Source organism: Aquimarina sp., from assembly GCF_977115655.1.
The window spans coordinates 54,828-77,739 of record NZ_CDSBKO010000018.1 but is presented as its reverse complement, the minus strand read 5'-3'; the positions used below and the strand labels follow the sequence as shown (position 1 = coordinate 77,739).

Sequence of the window (22,912 nt, the reverse complement as noted above, 5' to 3'; positions counted from 1 at the left end):
CTATGTCATTAGAACTACAAATAAACGGTAACAAAATATTTGCTCCCCTATTAGGGAAAGAGTTGATAATGACTCCTGAAGAACACGTAAGACAAAAATACATTTGCAGATTAGTAAATCATTATGAATACACTTTAGAGCAAATGGCTCAAGAAGTAAAACTAACAGGTTCTAAAAGAGGAACAGGAAGAGCAAGTGCGGATATTGTAATATGGCGTAGCAAAGAGGATAAACTCAAAAAGTTGAATCCAATTATTGTGGTAGAATGTAAAGCCGATTACATTACTATTAAATCGGAAGATTACTATCAAGGTCAAAACTATGCTCGCTTTGCAAATGCTCCGTTTTTTGTAACTACAAACGAAAAAGAAACCAAGGTTTTTAAAGTTAATTTAGCGGTTACACCTAAAACATTAAGTGATGAAATCTTAGATATTCCAAACGCTAAAGAAGCCAATAGCAATGATAAAATTCAAAAGTTATTAGAGCAAACCAAAGCATTTGAAAGAGACGAATTTTCTAAACTACTTTTTCAATGTCATAACGTAATTCGTAATAATGACAAACTTTCTCCAGAAGCAGCATTTGACGAAATAAGTAAAATTCTCTTTATGAAAATCAGGTATGAACGTAATCCTGATGAAGATAATATTTTCACATTAAAGCAATTTGAAAAACAAGAATCTAATTACGAGAAAAATATTCGTCCTGTTAATGTAAAACGTAATGGTCCAAAAGACGACATCCCTTATATGGATTATTGGTTTGAACTAACCAAAGATGAATTTGAAGAAGATGAGCTTTTTGATGTCAATGATAAAATTAGAATCAAACAAGGTTCATTTAAAGAGATAGTAAAGAAATTACAGAAATACAATCTTTCTACTACATCTGATGACGTAAAAGGTATTGCATTTGAACAATTCTTAGGTGGTACGTTTAGAGGAGAATTAGGTCAGTTTTTTACACCAAGAACAGTCGTAGATTTTATCGTAGAAGTATTAGATCCACAAGAAGATGAAGTAATGTGCGACCCTTGTTGCGGTTCTGGTGGTTTCCTTATTAAAGCATTTGAGTATGTAAGAGAGAAAATTGAAAACGATATTAAATTAGAAAAGGACAAGGTTAATAAAACCTTTGACGAGATAAAAACAGCAGACCAAGATGAAGAGAAGCTAAATGATATTTCTAACGAAATCATTCACAAATTAGGTTTTGAAACACAGATAAGAAAACGTGAAGAACAGGAGAAAGCCAAAGAAGCTGGTAAATATATTTCTCGTTTAGAAAAATTATCATCCGCTTGCATATTTGGTACAGATGCCAATCCTCGAATGGCTCGTACTGCCAAAATGAATATGATTATGCACGGAGACGGTCACGGAGGTGTGCATCACAGAGATGGTCTATTAAACATCAACGGAATATTTGAAAACCGTTTTGATGTCATTCTTACCAATCCGCCTTTCGGAGCAAGAGTAGAAAAATCTTTATTGATTACTAAAGCAGACCAATTAACAGATGAAAAGCGTATAGCAAAATACAAGCAAATGTATGGAGAAGAAACATACGCTAAAGCTATGCTTCAAGTAGATAACAATATAGATAAGCCATTATTAAATACCTTACATATTGGCAAAAACGGTATGAGTGGTTTAACGGAAGTATTGTTTATAGAAAGATGTATCCGTCTATTAAAACCAGGCGGAAGAACTGGAATTGTTTTACCCGAAGGCGTTTTAAATACACAAAACTTAGCAAAGGTTAGAGAATACTTTGAGAGTACAGCAAAAATCATCTTAATCACTTCTATTCCTCAAGATGTATTTATGAAAAGTGGAGCTACCGTAAAATCCAGTTTGGTATTCTTAAAAAAGTTTACCAATGAAGAAGCTAAACAATGGAAAGAATATACTGCCCAAGCTACTAAAACAGTAAAAGCAAAATACAAAGACGAGTTAGAAGAGATTAAAACCAAATTAGCCCTAAGAGGTAAAGATGCTTTGGATACAGCTACTAAAAAAGAGCTACGCCAAAACAAAAAGAAAATAGAAGTCCAAATACAAGAAGAAATAAAAGCGATTGTAAAGGAGAAATTTGATTACGACATACCTATTGCAACCGTAGAAAAAGCAGGAATTAGTAGTACGGGTGGCGTAATAGATAATGAACTGACAGACATACAAACAGAGTACACACCTTACAGAATTAAAAATGAACTGTGGAAAGAACTCAAACCTAAGTTTGAGTACAAATGGAGCAGTAAAACAGGCAAAGCAGAACGTATTAAAAACGATACCGAAACCCAATTAATAGAATGGTAATGGAAGTAGCTACTATGCAAAATATAAATTTCATTAAGTTTTCTCAATTATACAATTGGAGTGTTCAATATTTATTGGATGAGCAGTTTTCTTATAATCAGGATTTTCCATTGGTTGCAATTGGCAAATTTTTAAAAAGAAATAAAACCAATATTTTAATTGAAAACGGAAAGACTTACAAAAGGGTAACTATTAAAACCAATAATGGAGGTGTCTATTTACGAGATATTGCCAAAGGAGACAAAATTGGAACTAAAAAACAGTTTACAATTAAATCTGGTCAATTTATAGTTTCTAAAATAGATGCACGTAATGGTGCTTTTGGGGTTGTTACAGATGAAGTTGATGGGGCCATCATCACAGGTAATTTTTGGACTTTTGATGTAGATTATAATTTAATAAATCCTCATTACCTATCTCTTATCACTACTACGCCTGAATTTATTAGATTCTGTGAAAAGAGTAGCACAGGTACAACAAATAGACATTATTTACAGCAAGACCTGTTTTTAGAAGTACAAATCCCTTTGCCACCATTAAATGAAGCAGATGCTATAAAACAAGGTATACCTACAGGTATTACCCAAGAAAAACTCGTAGCTGAATACAATCAAAAAATAAAAGAAGCGGAGCAAGCAAAACAAAACGCAATAGATAAAGAAGCTGAGATTGAAACTTATTTATTAAATGAGTTAGGAGTTAAAAGTACTCTTTCTGTTAATTCTAAAGGGCTACGTTTTATTAAATTTAAAGATATTGACGACTGGAGCACAAAGCAGACAGATACAAATAATTTGTTGTTCTCGTCTAAGTTTAATAATAAGAGAATAAAAGAAATTGCAGAAATAAACCCAACTACCAGTTTTTCTCAATTAAGCAATGATTTAGAAGCTTCATTTATTCCAATGACAAATATATCAGATGTTGATGGTGAAGTAAAACTATATAGTCTAGGTAAAGTAAGTTTATCATCTGGTTATACCAAGTTTGAAGATGGAGATTTATTATGGGCACGAATTACTCCCTGTATGCAAAATGGAAAATCTGCAATCGTTCAAGGTATGAAAAATGGTATAGGATATGGCTCAACTGAATATCATAGAATTAGAACCAACAGTAAAATACTTACAAAGTATCTTCATCTTTTACTAAGAAATAATTTGGTTTTAAATTCTGCTAAAAGCTATTTTACAGGTTCTTCGGGTCAACAACGTGTGCCTAAATCTTTTTTAGAAAATTTATCTATTCCTATGCCTCCTGAATTAGTTATGGAAAATATAATTAATACTATTCATCAAAAAAGAGAAGAAATAAAATTGGAAAATAAATTATCGAAAACACTTCAAAAACAAGCTATTGAAGATTTTGAGAACATCATATTTAAACCTAAAAATGAATGAAACAAAAAACAATCATACAAGTATGGGGCAAACAAGGTTGTGGTAAATCAGGTACTATCAAAATCCTTAGAGAAGAACTTATTAAAAACTATATTAATACTTCGCATAGTTACACCTTACCATTACCAGGAGGAGAAATTTCAGATGTATTAAATTGTTTAGGTTACACAGTTGGTATAGAGAGTATGGGCGATTATTTGTGGGCTTATAACTTACACGACCGCTTAAACGATTATGTATTAAAACATAATTGCGATTTAATTATTTGTGCCAGTAGAGTTAGAAATGACGTATCTCGTCATATCAAACATTTGGCAGATACACACGGCTATAGACTTATTAAAGTCACTAATTACAGAGGAGACGAGCCTCCTTTTATACCAGATAGTTTAAATCAGCCTTCAGCAATTCATTTAGCAAATTTGGCACATCAAGTTTTAACAGGATTAATTTAATAAGATATGCAACTATTAAACCTATACATAGAAGATTATAAAGTACTGCAACAATTTGATATTCAATTTTCAGAAGACTTTACAGTAGAAGATAGTCTTAACGTGATTATTGGTAAAAATGGTGCAGGCAAAACAACATTAATAGAGTGTTTGTTAAAAATATTTTCTTCACTTTATAGTTGCAATAAAGTAGAAGATGTATCAAAAATTACAAATAAAAAGTTAGGCTTTCAATTTACATTATCCTACTTCATAAGAACGGAAAAAATAATTGAGGCAGCATCTACTTTTTCTGAACATAAGATTGATTATGTAAAAGTAACCGTTAGTAATATTAATAAAGAATGGCTCATCTTAGAATATGAGGATAAAAAATTAATCAATCAGGATGTTAATAATTTCCTTTTTAAGTCTCAATACACGCTACAAGATTTATTACCGAAAAACACTGTACTTTATTATGCAGGTTTTGACAGTAGATTAAGTGGTTTTGTTCAAAATTATACTTCAGATTATTTTAAAGAATGGTTCACATTTTTAGAAAATGATAGCAAAGGGTTAGATATTAATGCACCTGTTTTTTATTTTAACCCAATACAGTTTAACTTATTATTGTTCTCTATTTTCTGCAATCAAAGTTCAGATATAGCAGTTTTCTTTAAAGAGAAATTTGGTATTGTAGGCTTTACAGAGATTATTCTAAAAATGAAAATGCCTACTTGGCACAGAAGTAATCCTGCAAGTGAATATTGGGGAGCAAAAGGTATTTTAAAAGAAGCCTTATTAAAGTTTGAAAAGGCAAGTCAAGACACAGAAGTTTCAAAAAGGAGTATAACGCATTCCTACTTTATTCCTGATGTTCTAATTGGCTTGGTTGGTTTTAGTAGTGAAGATTCATTTACAAGCGAAAAAGAGGTTTTTCAATCTTTAGTAGCATTAGATATAATGGGCTTATTAGACGAGATTCAAATAACATTAGTAAAAGACACTAACGGGATTAATAGTGAAATTTCAAGTCAAGATTTAAGTGAAGGAGAAAAGCAATTAATCTCTATTTATGGTCTAAAACAAATTCTTTCGTCAAATGAAGAATCTTTATTTCTATTTGATGAACCGGATACGTTTTTACACCCAAAATGGAAAAAAGAGTTCTTCAAAAACATTTATTACGACCAACAGAACACAAAAATTCACTACGGAGATTTTGATATTATTACTACGCATTCTCCAGAAATCATAGGAAATATAGACTTAAACACATCATTAAAAAGGTTGGTTGATGGTAAAATATATGATAGTCCATTGTTTGTAAAAGGGAGAGATTATAATTCAATCTTATATGAGGCGTTTGATTCAGTTAAAAGAGGAGAATTTGGGAGAGTATTAATAGATGAATTTTATAAACTTCTTGAAAGCAAGCAAATAGATTTAGCTAAACAAAAATTGGATGAAATTATAAATACATTCGGTTTAGATGATGTAGAGACACAGAAAGCAATTGATAATTTTGATGATTACAATTGATATGAAATACATTAATAAACAAATAGCGTTAGAGCCTCAAACTTTAACATTATATCGTAATACTACGCCAAATGCCCATTATAAAGGTTTTGTAGACACCGATAGTTTATTGAAACAGGCTTTATTGAACGAACAAGGTTATTTATGTGGCTACTGTATGAAAAAAATACCTGAAGCTAATGGCAAGTATGTTTCTGTTGAGCATTACATATCACAAGAAAAACACGCAGACTCTAATTTTACTGAACTTAGGCATAGGCAGTCTTCTTTACGCTATAATAATATGCTTGCAGTATGTGTAAATAATGGTGTTCATTGTGATAAATCCAGAGGCAATTTACCTTTTAAAGTACTAAATCCACATCATATTTCTTGCGAGCAAAGAATAACATACACATTAACAGATAAAGTTGAAAGTAAAAATAATGTATCTGTAGATTTTGATATAGAGTTGTTAAAACTCAACTGTCAAAATTTAAAAGAATTAAGAGGTTTTTTTTGGCTTGAGGCCAAAGAAAAATTGAAAAGAAAACATCCAAAAGGTACTTGGACTAAGCAAATTATAGAAGCCGAACGTCAAATTTATATAGATAAAAAAGCTGGTAAGTATAAAGCATTTTGCAATTACATAATTTTTAGATTCAATCACCTTTTGAGTTTGCCAAAATATTCTAAATGATTAGATTATGAATAACCTTACTATAAATATCATCCCATTCAAACACCCTTCTATTCAGAAGGAGTTTGGATTTTATACCGAGAAAAAAGAAGGTTATTTCCCTATACACAGAACCGAGCTTCCCAATGAGTTATGGGATAGTCAAAAAGAAGAAGTTGTAAAACATAAATTCTACTATACTAATTTTGAAGATACAGAAGATTGTGTACTCAAAACAAAAGTAGATTTATACAGCAGTACAAAGTTTGCAAAGCATCTTTATACTCGTTTGGTTTATCAATATTTCATTGCTATTGCAGATGCAATACAGTTCAATTATGTAGGCGATATAGAAGTGTGGTTATTAGATGCTAAAGCATCAACAACCAAATACAACAGTTATAACAAATACACCCTAAAAATTGAGTTTTCAGGTTTAACCAAAAGTCCTGCATTGCTATTATCTTATGATAGCACTTCTAAAGTTGCTACTACAAGTATTGATGAAATCAATATCCCTACGGAATGTTTCAAAACAGTAGTTTACAACAAAGAAATACAGCGTTTTAAGTACCTTACAGAAGATGCAAAACAACATTTAGACCAAGTATATCCATTACTCAATATACCGCTTAAAAACCATTTAGAAATACCGCATACAGTACCAAGAAAAGGAAATAGATACAAACCTTACTTTAATCATATAACCACTTTTTACAACAACTATCTAAATACAGATGAATTTAGAGCCATACTACCATTAGATGAAAATGGCTTTTTTGATATTCCAGAAGATGAAGTGTTGCAAACACATTATCACTCAAACAATTTAAGGTTTTATGATGGTGTAGGTATAGACCCAAAAGCAGGAATGAAAAATCCTGGTCCTTACAAATCAAGTCCACACGATAATGTAAGGTTCTTTTTTATCTACCATAAACCAGATAGAGCAGACTATGTAGTTAAATTATATAACTATTTTGAAAAAGGCTATAAGACGTTCTTTCCACCACTAAAAAAACATATTCGTCAACCATTTTATATGGATAACGATACCAGTTTAGCATTTGAAAGTCCTGATACTGCAATAAAAGAAATCAAACATCATCTAATCAATTTAGAGAAACAACCAAATACAAGATATGTTGCGGTTTATGTAAGCCCAATACATAAAGAGGATGAAGATAACAAACACTTATATTATCAAGTAAAAGAAGAGCTTCTAAAACACGAAATAACCTCACAAGTAATTTACAAAGAGAGTATCAATAATGCCTATTTTGGTGCATTCTTAGAGAATATCACACCTGCATTGTTAGCTAAAATAGACGGTATTCCTTGGCGTTTAGATAGAGAACTCAAACAAGAGTTAATTGTGGGTGTAGGTGCTTTTAAATCAATGGAAACCAATACTCGTTTTGTAGGTAGTGCATTCTGTTTTAATAACAAAGGAGAGTTTAAAGGATTTGATTGTTTTAGAGATAATGAATTTGACTTAATAGCTGGAGCAATAGGAAAACAGATTTTAAAATTTGTTGTGGATAATGATAACAAAGCAGAAAGACTAATTATTCACTACTACAAACCAATAAGCAAAGACGAAATAGACCCTATTCAAAAGACTTTAGGTCGATTAAAATTAGATATTCCAATAGTTATAGTAACTATCAATAAAACAGAATCAAGCGACTATGTAGCGTTTGATACCAATGATGATGCCTTAATGCCTCTAAGTGGTACTATAATAGAAATTGCACATCTGAAATATCTATTATTCAATAATGCCAAATACAGTAGTAACGGTTTTGCAAAAGACCATCCATTCCCTGTAAAACTAAGTCTGTATTGTACAGAACAAGACTATTTTGAGGATATAGCAATTGTAAAAGAGTTGATAGACCAAGTATATCAATTCAGCAGAATGTATTGGAAATCCGTAAAACAACAAAACTTACCAGTAACCATAAAATACCCTGAAATGGTAGCCCAAATATTCCCTCATTTTGAAGGCGATAAACTACCAGACTTCGGTAAAAATAATCTTTGGTTTTTATGATAAATAAAGAAAATAACACACAAACTTCTGATAAAGAATTAGACGTAAAACTTAATAGATTTTCTAAATTATTGATAGCGATTGGTTTTTTGGCAATAGCACTATCATTCTTTGCACCTTATCTGTTTACATTACCAAATTTTAGAGGTTTAGACTTTACTGAAACAGGGCAAATTGGAGATACAATTGGCGGTATAATGAATCCTTTTATTGCAATTGCAGGGGTTATTGCTTCTGGTCTTGCTTTCTATTTACAGTATAGGGCAAATATTTTGCAACGTAATATGTTTTACAAACAGCTCCAAGAAAATAAAACACAATTTGAAACTGAATTAGCAGAGCAAAAGAAGCAATCAAAGTTAGATAAATTTGAAGCTCAGTTTTATGAAATGCTTAGACTTCATAAGGAGAATGTAAATGAACTTGAACTTAAAGCAGCTCGGAGAACAACTTGGAAACCATACGGAGAAGATGGAGATGTAAAATATAAATATGACTATTATACAGTTTCAAAAAGAAATGCTTTTGTAGAGCTGAAAAACGAATTTGAGTACATACTTCTGATTTATAAGAGAGCCAATAATATAACAGAGTTATCCTCAAAAGACTTTCATAATTGTTATCAAACTTTTTTTTGGGGTATATCTATTCCAATAAACGCTACTTTGGTTGAAAGAATGCAGCCTTTTGATGAAGCAGATTATCGTAGTTCATTGTTAGAAATTCAAGCCAAACAGTATTCTGAAGAGATTATGGATGTGCCTGACAATATAAATTTTGACATTCAAGCATTTAGAGGGCATTCAGAGTTTTTAGGTCATTATTTTAGACATATATTTCATACGGTTAAATTTGTTGTAAATCAACCTGATAATTTCATTTCTTATATTGAAAAAAGACAATATCTAAGAGTTTTACGTGCTCAACTATCTAACCACGAGCAAATAATGTTATTTTATAATTGGTTAAGTGGTTATGGTAATCCTTGGGAAAATGATAAAAATAAGTTCTTTACTGAATATACAATGATCCATAATTTATGGTATCAATTATTAATTGAAGATAGTTTCATAAAATCTAAAATTCAAGAGTTACGTGATAAACCAGTTGAATTAAGGAAAGATGAACTTTTTGAAATTGATTAGTTATTTATTATAAGGTGTGCCACAGGCACGTCTTTAATAACGGTTGGTTCCGTAGGTTTCTTTCCCCAGCCTATAAAAATCCAATGTTATTCGTGCCTCATAACTCCTCTGTCTTTTTATAGGCTTCCGCTCTTCCCACGCTACAGTTGTTATTTTCTGTCACACTTTTTGCAAGCCCACGCTAATTATAGCACATTACTATCCTCGTTCCTGCGGTAGTAAAAAGCTATGCCAACACACAAAAGCAAAAAGGCGTATGCACTCCAAAGTACCGCTCTGTGCAACTTGTGCCAGAAAATAACAACCCAAAGCTACATTAACATAATGTGGCATTATAGTACATACCACAAGGGCTTCATTGCATTACGGGCTAAAGCCTATGTCCTATAATAACATTATGTTAAGTATCCGCTCATTGCCAACGCTTTAAACCTACTTCACCAACCGAAAGACCAACAATTCCCCACCACCCTTTTCAGCGGTCAGAAAAAAAATAAACTATGAGTTAATGTCGGTTTATAGCAGGTACATTCCATTCTTTCATTTCGTGCCTACATTCTTTCATTGCATATACCCACTAACACCTAATAATGCAAGCAAGAGTAGCTCATTCTCTACACTCCACTAAGCCACACACTATTCCATTACGCAATCCGTATGCAAGCCCACCGCACAACAACTTTGCAGTAAATTGTAAAGTTTGCAAAGTCTGCAACCCTGCAATGCATACAGTATTGCTTCATTCCATCCCACCGCAATTAGTTCCGTTTCTTTCAATCGCTACACTTGCCACACACCAGCCCACGCTTTTAGAATAGGTATAGTTTATTTTTTTTCTGGTCATATTTCCCCAAAGGAATTGAACAACCAAATAGGCATTTTACAAATAAGAGAGTAAGTAAAGAATGTTATGCCAAAAGAATAAAAAAGGCAGCAAGTATAGGCGGTTACAATTGGTCTGAAAAGGTCAAGCCCTACGGGTTTTAAAAAAAATCTCCACCCACAAGGGGTAGTATTTTCCTTAAAAACCTTGTCAGTCCACTTTCCACCACCAGTTGAATGGCTTTCTTTTTTTTTCGTTTTTTTCTTTGTCAAAAAATTTTGTGAAGGGGATTTCGGAAGCCAACTAAAATTCTCGGAAAATGACAAAATTCACTCTCAAAACTTACAGACCATCAGCCGAAACTGAAAAGCCACATTTCTACATTCTGAACAAAGGGATGAACAGCGGAAAGCCACTAAAACAACCTTGTCCGAATTGCTTCATTTTGATAGCACCCACAGAGGAAGCCAAAGAGCAGTTATATTGGTTATCCTTTGGGCTATGGCGTGCAAAATCCTTTCATTACTATTTAAAAGGTTCAGTTATTCCATTCATCACAAAAAACGACCTTAAACAAGGCATTTTAAATGGATTTGAACAGGCAAATAATGATATTCCAATTTTTAAAAAGTCGGTCAAAGCCTTACAGCTTTTAGAAGAACAAGAAAAGGTTTATCAACTTAACCTAAAACTCATTGATGATGCACGTAGGGCGGTTTTCTATCGCTATATTTCTAAAAAGCGATATTCTTAGGGCTACTCATAATTGAGTACTGTATAAGTCATATTATAGCCCAATATGATTGCACCGTCTTAATAAAAAAATGCAAACCTTACAAAGTGCAAAAAAGAAAAGCCTACTCAAATGAGCAGGCTTTCTTCTAATTCCATAAATCTCTAAAATGGCATCTTAGAATATTTCGGAAATCTTTAAGGCGTTACCTTGTGCAAATACATAGTAGTTTGAACCTACTTCTTGATAAAACTCAATACCGATAGAGTTTAAAACACTTACATCGGTTGTCATAGTTGGAGAACCTGGTAATGTAGCAACCAATGAAACCAAAGAGGTAACAGAATCCACAGGTAAATAAGCAGAATACTGAACATCTTTCAATTCATTCAAACTTGCCTCTTTAGGCTCATAAACCTTTGTAGTTGTGTTGAACTCATAATCAGACAATACTGAAATAGCATTGATAATTCTAAAATGAGTTGCACCGGCTGGAATGTTTAAGTAATTCAACGGATTGAATGCAGGAACATCTAAAGTTGAACTATCACGAGTACCAGCAGGAGTAATTGTGAAAGGAGCATTGAAAGCACCATTGAAAGAAGTAAATCTGTTAAAATCAAATCCTTTCAAATAGTTTGGTACAGCCGAAATCAAAACAGCTCTTTTTCCTCTGGCTTCTGAACCATCTTCTAAATTGATTTTCTTCATAATAGCAGTCAATCTTCCAGTCACTTGACTATCTGCCATATTTTTCATTAGGCTTGCTAATCCGACTCTAACAGATTTACCTGCCATTGCACAACCTCCAAATTCGTTCATATTTTCACGAGTTCTTTGAAATGCTGGGTCAGTAGCAATTTGTTCAGCAGTTGGACCACCAGTCAAACCTGCAAAATAACCTTCATTTCCTTTAATTTTAAAATGTCTAATATCTCCAAGAGTACCGACATATTTTAGGGGACCTTTCTGTCTTGCCATTTTTCTAAATTTTTAAATGTTAATAATAATTCTTACTATTACAAAGATAAGCCTAACATATTGACTGTCAATTCATTAACAAACGTAAACAAATGCAAACAAGTGCTAATAAACAAACAAGGGTAAGACCACACTATGAAGTGGTTAAAATATTGGACGGAGATGGACTAATCGTTAAAAATATTTTTACAAATCTTGAAGAAGAAATAAGGCTATTAGGAATTGATGCTCCAGAGATAAAAGTTTGTAGAAAATTAAAACAAGATGAAAGAGAGGTGAATATCTCAGGCACGTATTTAATTGAGTTGGGTTTTAAGTCTATGAAATTTCTACTTAAAAAAGCCAAACCACAAACAAGCGTTACCATAGTCCAAGAACAATCAAATCTTACTGATGCTTTTGGAAGAACATTAGCTTATATCATTTTGCCAAATGGCAAAACGCTTAATGAAATAATGGTCAGAAGAGGTTATGCAAAGCCATACAACAAGGTTTTCTGTTCAGAGCTACCAAAGTACCAAGCACTTAATTTGAGGGCTAAAACAAAGAAAAAAGGTTTATATTCGCTTATCAATACGTTCTAATCTCCCTACATTTACTTGCTCTTATTGTCTCTTATTTATAGTTTATTGTTGCCTATTTGTTGCCCAATAAACATAACTAAATGATATACAGTATTGCTTTACTTTTTGTATCGGGAAATAAATAGTTATCAATATTTCATAGTGTTTAATTTAAAATCAGACCTGTTTTGGTGAAAAATAAAATCAGAAAGCTCTCATTTCTTGAATTTAACAACTTCATAACTGCTTAAATAATTTTCAAAATATATCTTTATCTTTTTGTAAAAGTTAGTCATGCAAAAAATAAAACAATACTTAAACAAGATATCTCCTATATCCAAAAATTCGTGGAGTCTAATCAAGGAGATGTTTACAGAAAGAACATACTATAAAGGAGAGTTCTTTGCAAAAACAGGACGTATAGAAACCAAGTTGGGAATTCTTCTGGATGGTGTTTTTAGAGCTTATATATCTATAGATGATGGCTCTCAATATACCAAAACTTTTTTTACCCCAATCCATTTTAAAACCCCTGTACCGTTTATGGGGGCACTTTCTTCTATGACCACCAACACCATAAATCAAGTAAATATAGAGGCTTTGACAGAAGTGAAGTTGCTAGAAGGAAAATATGAAGATTGGTTGAGTTTAATAAATAAAAACAGAGAAATTGCCGAATGGAGCCGAAAGCTTACAGAACTTTTTTTTAGAGGAAAAGAACAAAAGGAATTAGAATACTTTACTCTTCAGGCAGATGACAGGTATAGATTATTTAAGGAAAGGTATCCCGAATTAGAAAGTTTAATCAATCAATATCATATAGCACAGTTTATTGGTATTACTCCCACTCAATTATGCCGGATCAGAAAAAAAATGCTACTGGATAAATGATTTATTTACATATGTAAATAGAAAACAAATAAGTCAAGCTTACTTTTGAGGATTACTTCTAATTAAATTTAATGAATTATGAAAAAAGCTTACACCATATCCCTTCTTTTTTTATTGTCTATATCTTGTAGTAATGATGATGATAATTCTTCTAAAGATTGTTATGATTGTAAAAGGGTCATTCAAACCAAAAACGCAGATGGCATCCAGATATTAAGACAAGAAGATATACTTGTATTATGTGACAAAACAAAAGAAGAAATATTGGATTATGAATTAAAAAACACCAAAACTGTAAAAACAGATAGTGGCGGAACACAAGAATTTTTTACTACTTGCCAACTCCAACAATCACAAAAATAAAATCTAAAACGAAATGAAAGCGCTTAAGACAATACTTATTGCTATTTTAATGATATTGGCAGTAACACCTATTATAGCACAAAAAAAGGATCATAAGAAGAAAAATGAAATCACTGCACTTAAGTTATATGAGGGGCCTCAACTCTCAGCAGAGCAACAAGTGCAAATTACAACCGTTAATGAGAAAAAAAAGTATGCTTATTTTATTGAAGTAGATGGCAAAAGTATACCTGGTAATGGTTTGATGAATGGAGCAAAAGGAGTTTTGCTTTTACCCGGAGAGCACAAAATACAGCTTAGGTTTGTTTCCAAAGGACAAATTGCCATTCCGGTAGAGCCCTTTGACCTTTTTTCTTTTGAAGCAGGAAAAGAATATCTGGTTAAATTTGAGTATTTTCATGGAAAAGGAAGCTATCCAAATAATTTGGAAAACACTAGTATAAAGCTTTGGGTTGAAGAAAAAGGAAAAGAGGGTGTGCTGATGGAAAAAACAGTCAATGGATATGGTATAAGTATTAAATAGATTTTTTTTATACCTGTTTTGATTTTCTTTCTTTCAGGAAATCATCATATTACTTCTTACTCGAACACCTGCCGGTATTTAAAGATAATGGATGGATGAAAAAATGGTTAATTTTTATTTTGAAGCATAGACGGGAAAGAGAATTTTATTGCGATAAATTAAAAGTGTGTAAATGGCATAACATCATTATAATCTCAAAGACAGCCTTGCCAAATCAAACAAAAGCTCCAACCATAAAAGATCATCCATTCCTTTATTTACAAGGGTTTATACCGATTATACTAAATTTTTATGCTAACATCAATAACCCCCTTCTTGTTTATAAACAAGAAGGGGGTTATTGATACATGCTACAGATTCGCTGAGCAATTAACAGAAATGAAATTATCTTCCCTGAAGTGCCTCATATATATTTATTGGTAAAAAATTATATCGTTGTTCATTATCTTCTCCATTAGAGGCCGCATACAACTCGTTAAAAAAACGTACTGCACCAACAGAATAATTTATTTTTTCTATCCATTTATTGAAGTTATTTTCTTTTTTATCTGTAGTAGTATATTCAAACACTTTGGCTTTTAACTTTTCTAATCCTTGGTCTGTAAAAACAGGGCGTGATGGAAATATTTCAAACTCTCCTTCTTCAATATCTAATGCTAACTTAATCCAATCCACATCAGATCGGTATTGCTCTAAAAGTTTATTTTCTAAAGAGTGATACATTTCTTCTTCAAATACAATTCTAAGAGTACTTCTTTCATCAATCATATCTTCAATCCTGAAGGTAAGAATACCATTACTAGCCAGGTGATATTGCCCGTCATTATTACTCTTTTCAAGAACAACGGTAAAAGGGATTCCGTTTATGGTACTAACTGTAAACTCTTTGTTATTTATTCGTTCAAGGGATATCTGGTCGTTTTGTGCTTGCATTTGCATAAAAAAGCATAGAATTACCGGTATCAATAATAGCTTTTTTGTGTTCGAAGTCTTTACTCTGTACATAGTAGATTATTTTAGGTTCTCAAAGTTATAATTTCATAAGCTGTTTTCAAAACCTTGTGTGTACTTATTTCTCTTTGTTTCAGAAAAAATGTTATATAAAAAATCTTAGCTCAAAAAACATGTTCATATATAAACAAAAAACTCCAAATAACCACCCTTGATTTACTACAGTTTTAAGTTTTTATAAAAAGTAAAATTTGGAGGAGTTACAAAAATCATTATTTATGTGATTTTACAGGATCAAGAGTTTTCTCCATAAAGTTGTATAAATCCTGCATTTCCTTTTTTCCTGCTTGTTTTCCTAAACTTCCTGCAAAATAAAGTACAAACCATATAATAAACAGGAATATCATTGCAATTACAGATAATAGATACGGTTTTTCTAATCGTATATTAACATACATCCAAATCAGGGCTCCAATAAACAATACAGCAACTACAAAATGTAAAAACATAAATAATGTCCATACTGTAGGACTTGGACCAAAAAGCCCTTTAAGTTGAGGTTGTTTTTCTTCGATTTCATAAATTTCTAAATGAAGTTGTGGCGACCAAAAATGTTGTTTGTTTTTTGGTATTCGTATAAAAACGTGGTGATCTATTCGGCTTACTACAAAATTTGTATTGCTCTTTCCCTCTTTCTCAAAAGCTTGTAATGCTTCTTCTGAGGAAACATTGAGCTCTTTAAAGAATCTGGGGCGTAAAACAATATCTTTTGGAATTTCCATAAATGCAATTAAGCATCAATGTTAAATTTTTTTATGATTTTAATTTATGATTTTTATCAGTTATAATAAAAAAAATAAAGGTAAGAAGTCTTACCCTATTCCTTTCATTGTAAGCAAAGTAGTTACCCAAACAATCACGGATGAGAAAAATATACCGATAGTGTTTGCTACAAATGCTTCTCTTTTTCGGATTTTAAATAAATATGTTGCAATGCTTCCTGCATACACTCCAGTACCAGGTAAAGGGATCATAACAAAAAATAGCAGTCCCCAAAATCCGTATTTCTGAATTTTATCCCCCGACCCTACTTTTGCTTTTCGAGCCACATAGATTGCAGATTTTTTATATGTTTTCCATTTAAGAAAATAATTATTTACCTTTTCCAGAAAAAACATCATTAAAGGAAAAACCAATACATTGGATACAAAACATACCACAAATACCAAATAAATATTCAGCCCTCTGAACATTCCATAGGGAATCCCCACTTTTGCTTCTCCAAAAGGAGAAATACTCCACAAAATTGCAATAATTATATCCTGAATCACAAGTTAACTTTCTTAAGATTTGCAAAGTTACAGTTCTAAATAATTTACACCATACTTTTAAATCATAAAAAACGATTAATTTTTTGTTTCCTACTATTTTCTATCTATGATCTCCCATACCCAATCTATAATTTGCTTACTAATATTATCGTTCCATTCTCCTGGTTTAAAATTATAACTTGAACTATAATCTTTATGAATGGTTGACCAATGATCGAGATCAGTATATTTATATAGCTTATAATCTTGGTTTCCTGATTTTTTAAGTACTTCTATAATCATATCATTGTCTGTTTCAGACATTATCCAATCATTGGTTCCCCATCTTATTCTAACCGGCACTTTAATTTTTTCCCATTCTGCCGCAAAGTTAAAATCCTGTAATTGGTGGTAATATTTCATAGGTCTCCCATACATGTGCTGCAATCCTTGTCGATGATATTTTGTATACAAGGGATTTTCTTCTAATATTTTTTGATAGCTCTTTTTTTCTATAAGCATTTTATAATATAACGGTATGTATACCATATTCATTAAATCATAGATTTCTTTTTGGGATTTACCTTCTATTTCCAAAATCCTCCTTTCTATTTCCAGCATGTGTTCATACCAGGATTTAAAAAAAGTACCATCTGAAATTACTCCTGCCAAATTGTACTTATTTGCTAAGTAAGGTGCTATGGCGCTTCCCATACTATTACCGTACACCACTACCTTTGTTGTGTCAATATATGGTTTTGATTTTAACATTTTAACAGCAGATTCGTATCCGTTTAATTCTGTTATAAAATCTGTTGCGCCACAATCTCCTTCACTATCCCCTACTCCTGGTTTTTCAATCCTTACAAAAACCATATTAGACTTTTCTGCCAAGTCTTTAATAAGTTTTATCCAATTATTACTTCTATCTGAGTATTTTTCGACAGAAGAACAGCTTAATCCCTGAACCAGAAATATAGCAGGTAGCTTAGTTTTTTCTTTGGGTTTTGTTATTATCACCCGTTGTTTTATACCATAATCTGTTACAATATCTTCATATAGTGTATTTACTCCTTCGTTGTTTTCTTTTGGTAAAGGATTTAATTGTACATTTTTTTTGATAAAAAACTCTCCTCTTTTTACTTCAATTATAGTTTCTTGACCTGATTTAATTGCATATAATATTGCACCCCAATCTTCACTATTTTTTATTAGCCTGTTGTTAACCCTTATAATAATATCATTTTCTATAAAACCAGCTTTGGCTAAAGGAGTGTTTATTGTTACTTTCTGGATTTTAACTCCCGGGGTTTTATTGTCTGGCCAGGATATTTTCGCTTCAAATGATGCTCTTCGTGCTAACTCCTGAGTATATACCGATATTGTGAAGAAAAAAAACGATACTATACTTATAAAATATTTTGTCATTTATCGTATTATTAAGATTATTTAATGAGGCAATCTATATTTTTGATTGTTTTGAAATAATAAACTTATACGAAATCCATTACTTTTTATTTGAAAATATAGTTTTACAGGATATATGACCACCGTTTCTGAAGAATTGAGAAGAAAAAAGAAAATAAGCATCCAGATACTATTCTGGGTTTTGTATTATATCTTATTTAGTTTTATCTGGGTAAAAAATAATGATTACAAATCCTCTTTCTATTTAGAATTCATACTACTTCCTATTAGAATATTTGCGGTTTATTTTACTGTTCTTTATTTAATTCCTCAATTTTTACTAAATAAAAAATTTATTAAGTTTATTTTGTATTATGCCATATTACTTATTATAGCAGGAGTATCTCAAAGGTTTTTTATATATTTCTTTTTTGACAATAAAGAAATCTTCAACATTGTTGAAATTCTGGAAATAAACTTACTTATACGATCGATAATACTAATTAACAGCACTATCTTTTTTGTTTCTTCAATTTATATCCTACATCTTTATTTTAAAGAAAGGTCTAAGAAAGAAATCCCTACCAATAACTTTGTTTTATTAAAATCCAACAGACGTGTTTACAGGGTACAAACTAAAGATATTATATACATAGAAGGGTTAGGTAATTATGTTAACTATATGATGAGTGATGGTAAAAAAATTACGGTATATCAAAGTCTAAAAAAATGCTTAGAAAACCTTTCGGATGATTTTATCAGAATCCAAAAATCTTCGATCATTAATAAAAATCATATAAAATCATATAATAATGAATCTGTAGAAATGACCAATGGAGAATTTATATCTATCGGAAACTCTTTTGACTTTAACCTGTTACCAATAGAGTAATACCTGTTTTAAAAAAAATAATTATAGCTTGTTTATTTTATAACATATCCATACATATCATCCATGCTTTTTAAACCCAATAAATTAATTTTAGGGTCTATAAATAATCTTGATGGTCTTCCGTTAAGAGATACTTTAGAGGTTACAAATATGGATATATTATTATATTCTTTTTTATGATATTCTTCTTTTAAATATTGTGCAAATTGCCAAATCATATCTGGTTGAAAACTCATTTGTTTTTCTTGTATACTTGTTAAATGGTCTGAAGGGTATACTGTAAACTTTTTATTGGTATCCTTATCTATAATGGTAAACTCGGTAAAACCATTTTTTTCCATAATCATAACATGCCATGCAAATCGAAGTCCGTTTTCTGTCCACAAAACATTATCGGTCAAAATATAATGTCGTAACGGAAATAAAAATTGAAAAGTGATAAAGAATAACAACAAAGGTATCGCCATTTTATGTGTGACATATCCTTTTGTCGTTGTTTCCCATTTTTTTAAAGGAACACCTATTTTTTTAGAAATAGTTTTCCACTCACTGTTTGTTATAAAAATTAAACTTCCGGCGATCATTAACCAAGGAAACATTCCTATATTAAAAAGTATATAAGTTAAAACATGAAATACAACCACCAAAACATAAGCCCAGGGTCTACTCTGTTTGTTCCATAACAAAAATGGAATACTAAGATCATATAGCATACCACTCCAACTAAAAAAATATGCAGTAGTGTCGTATGAAAACAACGGTCCTAATACTGGTATATCTGTTCTTGCTTTTAGCCATATTTTAAGAGGTTGCCCGTCTAATAACCAATCTGATTTAAGCTTGGCAATACCTCCAAAAATATATACTACTGCTATTTGTATTTTTAAAATATCTATAGTCCAGGATGGTACTCTGGATAGTCTTATCTTTTTTTGTAGTAAAGCATCTACACTATAATTGCGGTGTGCAGGAATCCATATTAATAAAAAGGCTACTAAAGAAGCAAAATAGTAGTGATTTAAGTACCATGATTTTTCTATCAATTCTAAATAAGTAAAGGATAAAAAAAACAAAATGGCAGATACTCTGTACAACAACCCAATACTTATAAAAAATGCAAATACAGCAGATGCAACAACAATTATATACATTGTTGTTGCATCTGCTGGCTTTATCCAATCAAAATATTGATATGTAAAATGCATTTTTGGAGAAATATAACAATCTTCAACCCAACCTTTCCATAAAAAACGTATTTGAGAAAAACACATTAAAATCCCAAAGACTATTCTGTAAATAACTAATGGCACAATAGATGTTGATTTATTGAATATTGCTAATACTTGCTTAATCCCCATCATTGTCATTAAATGTTATCGTGGACCCTAAAATATTAGCCATGTCTACTTTTATAAGCACCAATAAATCCCTAAAGGAGTCTTTAAGTTCTATTACTGATTGAGGGTTCACTATTATTTCTTCTTGTAAAGTGCCATTTATAGCATCTAATTTTGTTTGACAAACAGAAAATTGGGTGCTTATCTTATCAGAGAATTTTTCGTTGCCAATAAGCGTTAAGAAATCTGTAAACCCAACACGAAATGGTGTTTTTGAAAAATCACCGGTAAAACATTTTTCTAAAGCCATGAGGTGCTGTTGAAGAATTTCTTTTGAAAACCCGCTATAAAATGCCTCTAACCGTTTTGGCTCTATCCTACCTCCATTAGTATCCCCCAATGCGTTTCCTAATTTTGAGATTATGATTTCCTCTATTAAAGTTACCATAGCATTTATAACTTGATTTTGGCTACCATTAATTCCGTTTTCCAACGCATTTACAAAACCTTCTTTATTATCTTTCCAAAGCTTTTGCAGATCCGTAGATTTTATTTTTAAGTTTGTACTCAAAGCTAATAAATACTCTAACCTTCGGGCAGCATTTTCACTACCTGTAAACGTATCCAATACTACCTCATTACCTTCAGGAGAAAAAATAAGGTATTCTATCCCTGATATTCCTTTTGAAGAAGATCCTATTGAGGCTATAAAGTTTGTATTAAGCACTGCTGTTCCTTCAATATTAGCATTAATTTTTGCTATATCTGCAGGCCAGCGATTAATTTCAAAAGAAATAAAAGTATTGGCTATTTCACCTAAATCATATAGCTCTAATTGTTTCCAAACCATTTGTACATCCTTCCATTGCTTTTGAATGTTTTGTAGATTGGCAAGTGTTGTTTGTTCTTTAAATAATGAGATCGAAACTTCTAATTCCCCTGTTTGTTTTACAAAATCTGCGCTTAGTGGCACTATCGCATTATCATATATGTTTGTTAATTGATTTTTTTTATAAAACTGCACTTCCGAGGTATATTCTGAATCCTCTTCGCAACTAATAAATAAAGAACTAGCAATTGCTGTTACCCCTAAAATAGCGATGTATACTTTTTTGATTGAAAAATTCATTTATAAAGATTTAATAAAGTCAATTAGTTTTGATCTGTCTGTAGCGGTCAAATTCATAAATTTTTCTTTAGAAGCAGATGCTTCTCCTCCATGCCATAAAATAGCCTCTTCAATAGTACGGGCACGACCATCGTGCAATAAATTGGTATGGCCATTAACTGTTTCTATAAGTCCAACCCCCCATAATGGTGGTGTGCGCCATTCTGTACCTGTTGCTTTAAAATCTGGTGTATTATCTGCCAATCCATCCCCCATATCATGCAATAGCAAATCGGTATATGGCCTGATAATTTGATTTTCTAATGCCTTTATGGGATACGTCCCGGTCTTCATTACAGGAATATGACAAGCGATACAATCTGATTTTCCAAATAATTGTTTTCCTTCTAATATTTCTTGTTTATCAAAATCCCTACGAGCAGGAACCGCTAAAGTTGCAGAATATAATGCTACTTTGTCCAGATTTTCATCTGGTATTTCTGGAGTTCCTCCGTTAGCTATTGTTGCACAATCTATAGTTGGAGGACAATTTTCATCTGGAAATAACGATGACGTAATCCCCAAATCACCTGCAAAAGCACCTGCTACCTGCTGTTTTAAGTTTGGTTGGTTACTTTTCCACCCAAAACGCCCCATCTTTATCGATTTTGTTTCTATATCATATACATAGTTAGGCTTGCCTGAAATTCCGTCCCCATTACCATCTGCTTCATCTGCAAACCCCAATATGGTACTTTCGGGAACTGCATCTAATAGGCCTAAACCAATCATTTGGTTAGCAACCCTAGGAGAAACCTGAACATTACCAGCCATTGCGCCATAGTTTAAGTTTACAAAATTATAAGTAGGTTTTTGTAAGGTTACAGTTACCCCGTCTGGATAGGATACAGGTATGGATTCGTAAGTAATTTTTATATTTCCTTCGACCAATATACCTTGTACTACATCGTCTTGAAACTGCCCACCATAATTGGGATCAGGCAGATTAGCCCCTACTGCATTAGTACCTGGGACACTAAGACGAAATAACAATCCTGATGATTTTTCTCCATCAAATAAAGGGGCGCGTCCTCGTCCATCTTTAAAATGACATCCAGAACAGGAACGAGAGTTAAAAAGTGGTCCTAAACCATCTCTTGCCGTGGTAGATGCTGGAGCTGTAACCCAATTTTGGTTAAATAAAGAGTTTCCTGTAAAAAAAAGTAATCCATTATTTTCATCTAAATTAGGAGCCTGAAAACCAAAGGCATTTGGTGAAATATCAAAAACGGTAGTTTCCCCACCAGAAAAAGCTTCGTTTTCTTCTGGAGCAAGAACTACATAATCAGAATCATCATCGTTTTTACAACTAATGATTACTATTGCCATACTTAGTAATAGTATTTTTTTTAATACGATTTTATGTAGCATTAATTTTAATTTTTCAACCACAAAATCAGAACCCAAA

The 22,912-nt window shown here is 31.8% G+C and carries 21 protein-coding genes; 13 read left to right on the top strand and 8 right to left on the bottom strand.

Going from position 1 to position 22,912, the window contains the following annotated elements; all coding sequences use genetic code 11:
• Positions 1-2: 2 nt before the first annotated feature.
• The 8 genes from ACZIYX_RS09790 (at position 3) to ACZIYX_RS09755 (ending at position 11,139) form a co-directional block, all read left to right on the top strand.
• Positions 3-2,324 (top strand): N-6 DNA methylase, encoded by a 2,322-nt coding sequence (locus tag ACZIYX_RS09790; RefSeq protein WP_462682047.1) that lies wholly within the window; start codon positions 3-5, stop codon positions 2,322-2,324.
• Entirely contained in the window at positions 2,324-3,724 is a 1,401-nt protein-coding gene (locus ACZIYX_RS09785; protein WP_462682046.1) for a restriction endonuclease subunit S, read from the top strand. The genes ACZIYX_RS09790 and ACZIYX_RS09785 overlap by 1 nt, the downstream gene beginning before the upstream one ends.
• Entirely contained in the window at positions 3,721-4,179 is a 459-nt protein-coding gene (locus tag ACZIYX_RS09780; RefSeq protein WP_462682045.1) for a hypothetical protein, read from the top strand. The genes ACZIYX_RS09785 and ACZIYX_RS09780 overlap by 4 nt, the downstream gene beginning before the upstream one ends.
• Positions 4,180-4,185: 6 nt before the next feature.
• Positions 4,186-5,703, top strand: a complete 1,518-nt coding sequence (locus tag ACZIYX_RS09775; protein WP_462682044.1) for an AAA family ATPase — start codon at positions 4,186-4,188, stop codon at positions 5,701-5,703.
• The gene (locus ACZIYX_RS09770) at positions 5,690-6,382 is read left to right on the top strand and encodes an HNH endonuclease family protein (RefSeq protein ID WP_462682043.1); all 693 of its coding nucleotides are present in this window, start codon (positions 5,690-5,692) and stop codon (positions 6,380-6,382) included. The genes ACZIYX_RS09775 and ACZIYX_RS09770 overlap by 14 nt, the downstream gene beginning before the upstream one ends.
• A 7-nt stretch (positions 6,383-6,389) precedes the next feature.
• Positions 6,390-8,417 carry a Piwi domain-containing protein gene (locus tag ACZIYX_RS09765; RefSeq protein WP_462682042.1) on the top strand — a complete coding sequence of 676 codons (2,028 nt, stop codon included), beginning with the start codon at positions 6,390-6,392 and terminating at the stop codon, positions 8,415-8,417.
• Positions 8,414-9,562 (top strand): putative phage abortive infection protein, encoded by a 1,149-nt coding sequence (locus ACZIYX_RS09760; RefSeq protein WP_462682041.1) that lies wholly within the window; start codon positions 8,414-8,416, stop codon positions 9,560-9,562. The genes ACZIYX_RS09765 and ACZIYX_RS09760 overlap by 4 nt, the downstream gene beginning before the upstream one ends.
• A 1,142-nt stretch (positions 9,563-10,704) precedes the next feature.
• Complete coding sequence (locus tag ACZIYX_RS09755; RefSeq protein ID WP_462682040.1) at positions 10,705-11,139, top strand: DUF6943 family protein; 435 nt, start codon at positions 10,705-10,707, stop codon at positions 11,137-11,139.
• Positions 11,140-11,295: 156 nt separating this feature from the next.
• Here the strand turns inward: ACZIYX_RS09755 and ACZIYX_RS09750 are convergent, their stop codons facing one another.
• On the bottom strand, positions 11,296-12,099 hold the full coding sequence (locus ACZIYX_RS09750) for a hypothetical protein (RefSeq protein WP_462682039.1): 804 nt from the start codon (positions 12,097-12,099) through the stop codon (positions 11,296-11,298).
• Between the two features lie 92 nt (positions 12,100-12,191).
• Between ACZIYX_RS09750 and ACZIYX_RS09745 the strand changes: the two genes are divergently transcribed.
• The 4 genes from ACZIYX_RS09745 to ACZIYX_RS09730 all read left to right on the top strand — a co-directional run bounded on the left by ACZIYX_RS09745 (position 12,192) and on the right by ACZIYX_RS09730 (position 14,439).
• Positions 12,192-12,683: a thermonuclease family protein gene (locus tag ACZIYX_RS09745; protein WP_462682038.1), complete on the top strand. Its 492-nt coding sequence runs from the start codon at positions 12,192-12,194 to the stop codon at positions 12,681-12,683.
• Between the two features lie 273 nt (positions 12,684-12,956).
• Positions 12,957-13,553, top strand: a complete 597-nt coding sequence (locus tag ACZIYX_RS09740) for a Crp/Fnr family transcriptional regulator (RefSeq protein WP_462682037.1) — start codon at positions 12,957-12,959, stop codon at positions 13,551-13,553.
• A 78-nt stretch (positions 13,554-13,631) separates the two neighbouring features.
• Complete coding sequence (locus ACZIYX_RS09735; protein WP_462682036.1) at positions 13,632-13,916, top strand: hypothetical protein; 285 nt, start codon at positions 13,632-13,634, stop codon at positions 13,914-13,916.
• Between the two features lie 13 nt (positions 13,917-13,929).
• On the top strand, positions 13,930-14,439 hold the full coding sequence (locus ACZIYX_RS09730) for a hypothetical protein (RefSeq protein ID WP_462682035.1): 510 nt from the start codon (positions 13,930-13,932) through the stop codon (positions 14,437-14,439).
• Positions 14,440-14,823: 384 nt separating this feature from the next.
• Here ACZIYX_RS09730 and ACZIYX_RS09725 read toward each other — a convergent pair whose 3' ends face one another.
• From ACZIYX_RS09725 to ACZIYX_RS09710, 4 genes are all read right to left on the bottom strand, one after another.
• Positions 14,824-15,444 (bottom strand): hypothetical protein, encoded by a 621-nt coding sequence (locus ACZIYX_RS09725; RefSeq protein WP_462682034.1) that lies wholly within the window; start codon positions 15,442-15,444, stop codon positions 14,824-14,826.
• 218 nt (positions 15,445-15,662) lie between these two features.
• The gene (locus ACZIYX_RS09720) at positions 15,663-16,172 is read right to left on the bottom strand and encodes a GTP-binding protein (RefSeq protein ID WP_462682033.1); all 510 of its coding nucleotides are present in this window, start codon (positions 16,170-16,172) and stop codon (positions 15,663-15,665) included.
• 90 nt (positions 16,173-16,262) lie between these two features.
• Complete coding sequence (locus ACZIYX_RS09715) at positions 16,263-16,721, bottom strand: COG2426 family protein (RefSeq protein ID WP_462682032.1); 459 nt, start codon at positions 16,719-16,721, stop codon at positions 16,263-16,265.
• 93 nt (positions 16,722-16,814) lie between these two features.
• Entirely contained in the window at positions 16,815-18,128 is a 1,314-nt protein-coding gene (locus tag ACZIYX_RS09710) for a PDZ domain-containing protein (RefSeq protein WP_462682031.1), read from the bottom strand.
• A 346-nt stretch (positions 18,129-18,474) separates the two neighbouring features.
• On the opposite strand from ACZIYX_RS09710, the gene ACZIYX_RS09705 reads away from it, so the two are divergent.
• Entirely contained in the window at positions 18,475-18,999 is a 525-nt protein-coding gene (locus ACZIYX_RS09705) for a LytR/AlgR family response regulator transcription factor (protein WP_462682030.1), read from the top strand.
• A 32-nt stretch (positions 19,000-19,031) separates the two neighbouring features.
• Here the strand turns inward: ACZIYX_RS09705 and ACZIYX_RS09700 are convergent, their stop codons facing one another.
• From ACZIYX_RS09700 to ACZIYX_RS09690, 3 genes are read right to left on the bottom strand one after another with little or no spacing between them, the layout of a single operon-like run.
• Positions 19,032-20,360, bottom strand: a complete 1,329-nt coding sequence (locus tag ACZIYX_RS09700; RefSeq protein WP_462682029.1) for an HTTM domain-containing protein — start codon at positions 20,358-20,360, stop codon at positions 19,032-19,034.
• Positions 20,347-21,465 carry an imelysin family protein gene (locus tag ACZIYX_RS09695; RefSeq protein ID WP_462682028.1) on the bottom strand — a complete coding sequence of 373 codons (1,119 nt, stop codon included), beginning with the start codon at positions 21,463-21,465 and terminating at the stop codon, positions 20,347-20,349. The genes ACZIYX_RS09700 and ACZIYX_RS09695 overlap by 14 nt, the downstream gene beginning before the upstream one ends.
• Positions 21,466-22,875, bottom strand: coding sequence for a di-heme oxidoreductase family protein (locus ACZIYX_RS09690; RefSeq protein WP_462682027.1), 1,410 nt, complete (start codon positions 22,873-22,875; stop codon positions 21,466-21,468). It lies immediately after the preceding gene.
• Between the last annotated feature and the right edge of the window lie 37 nt (positions 22,876-22,912).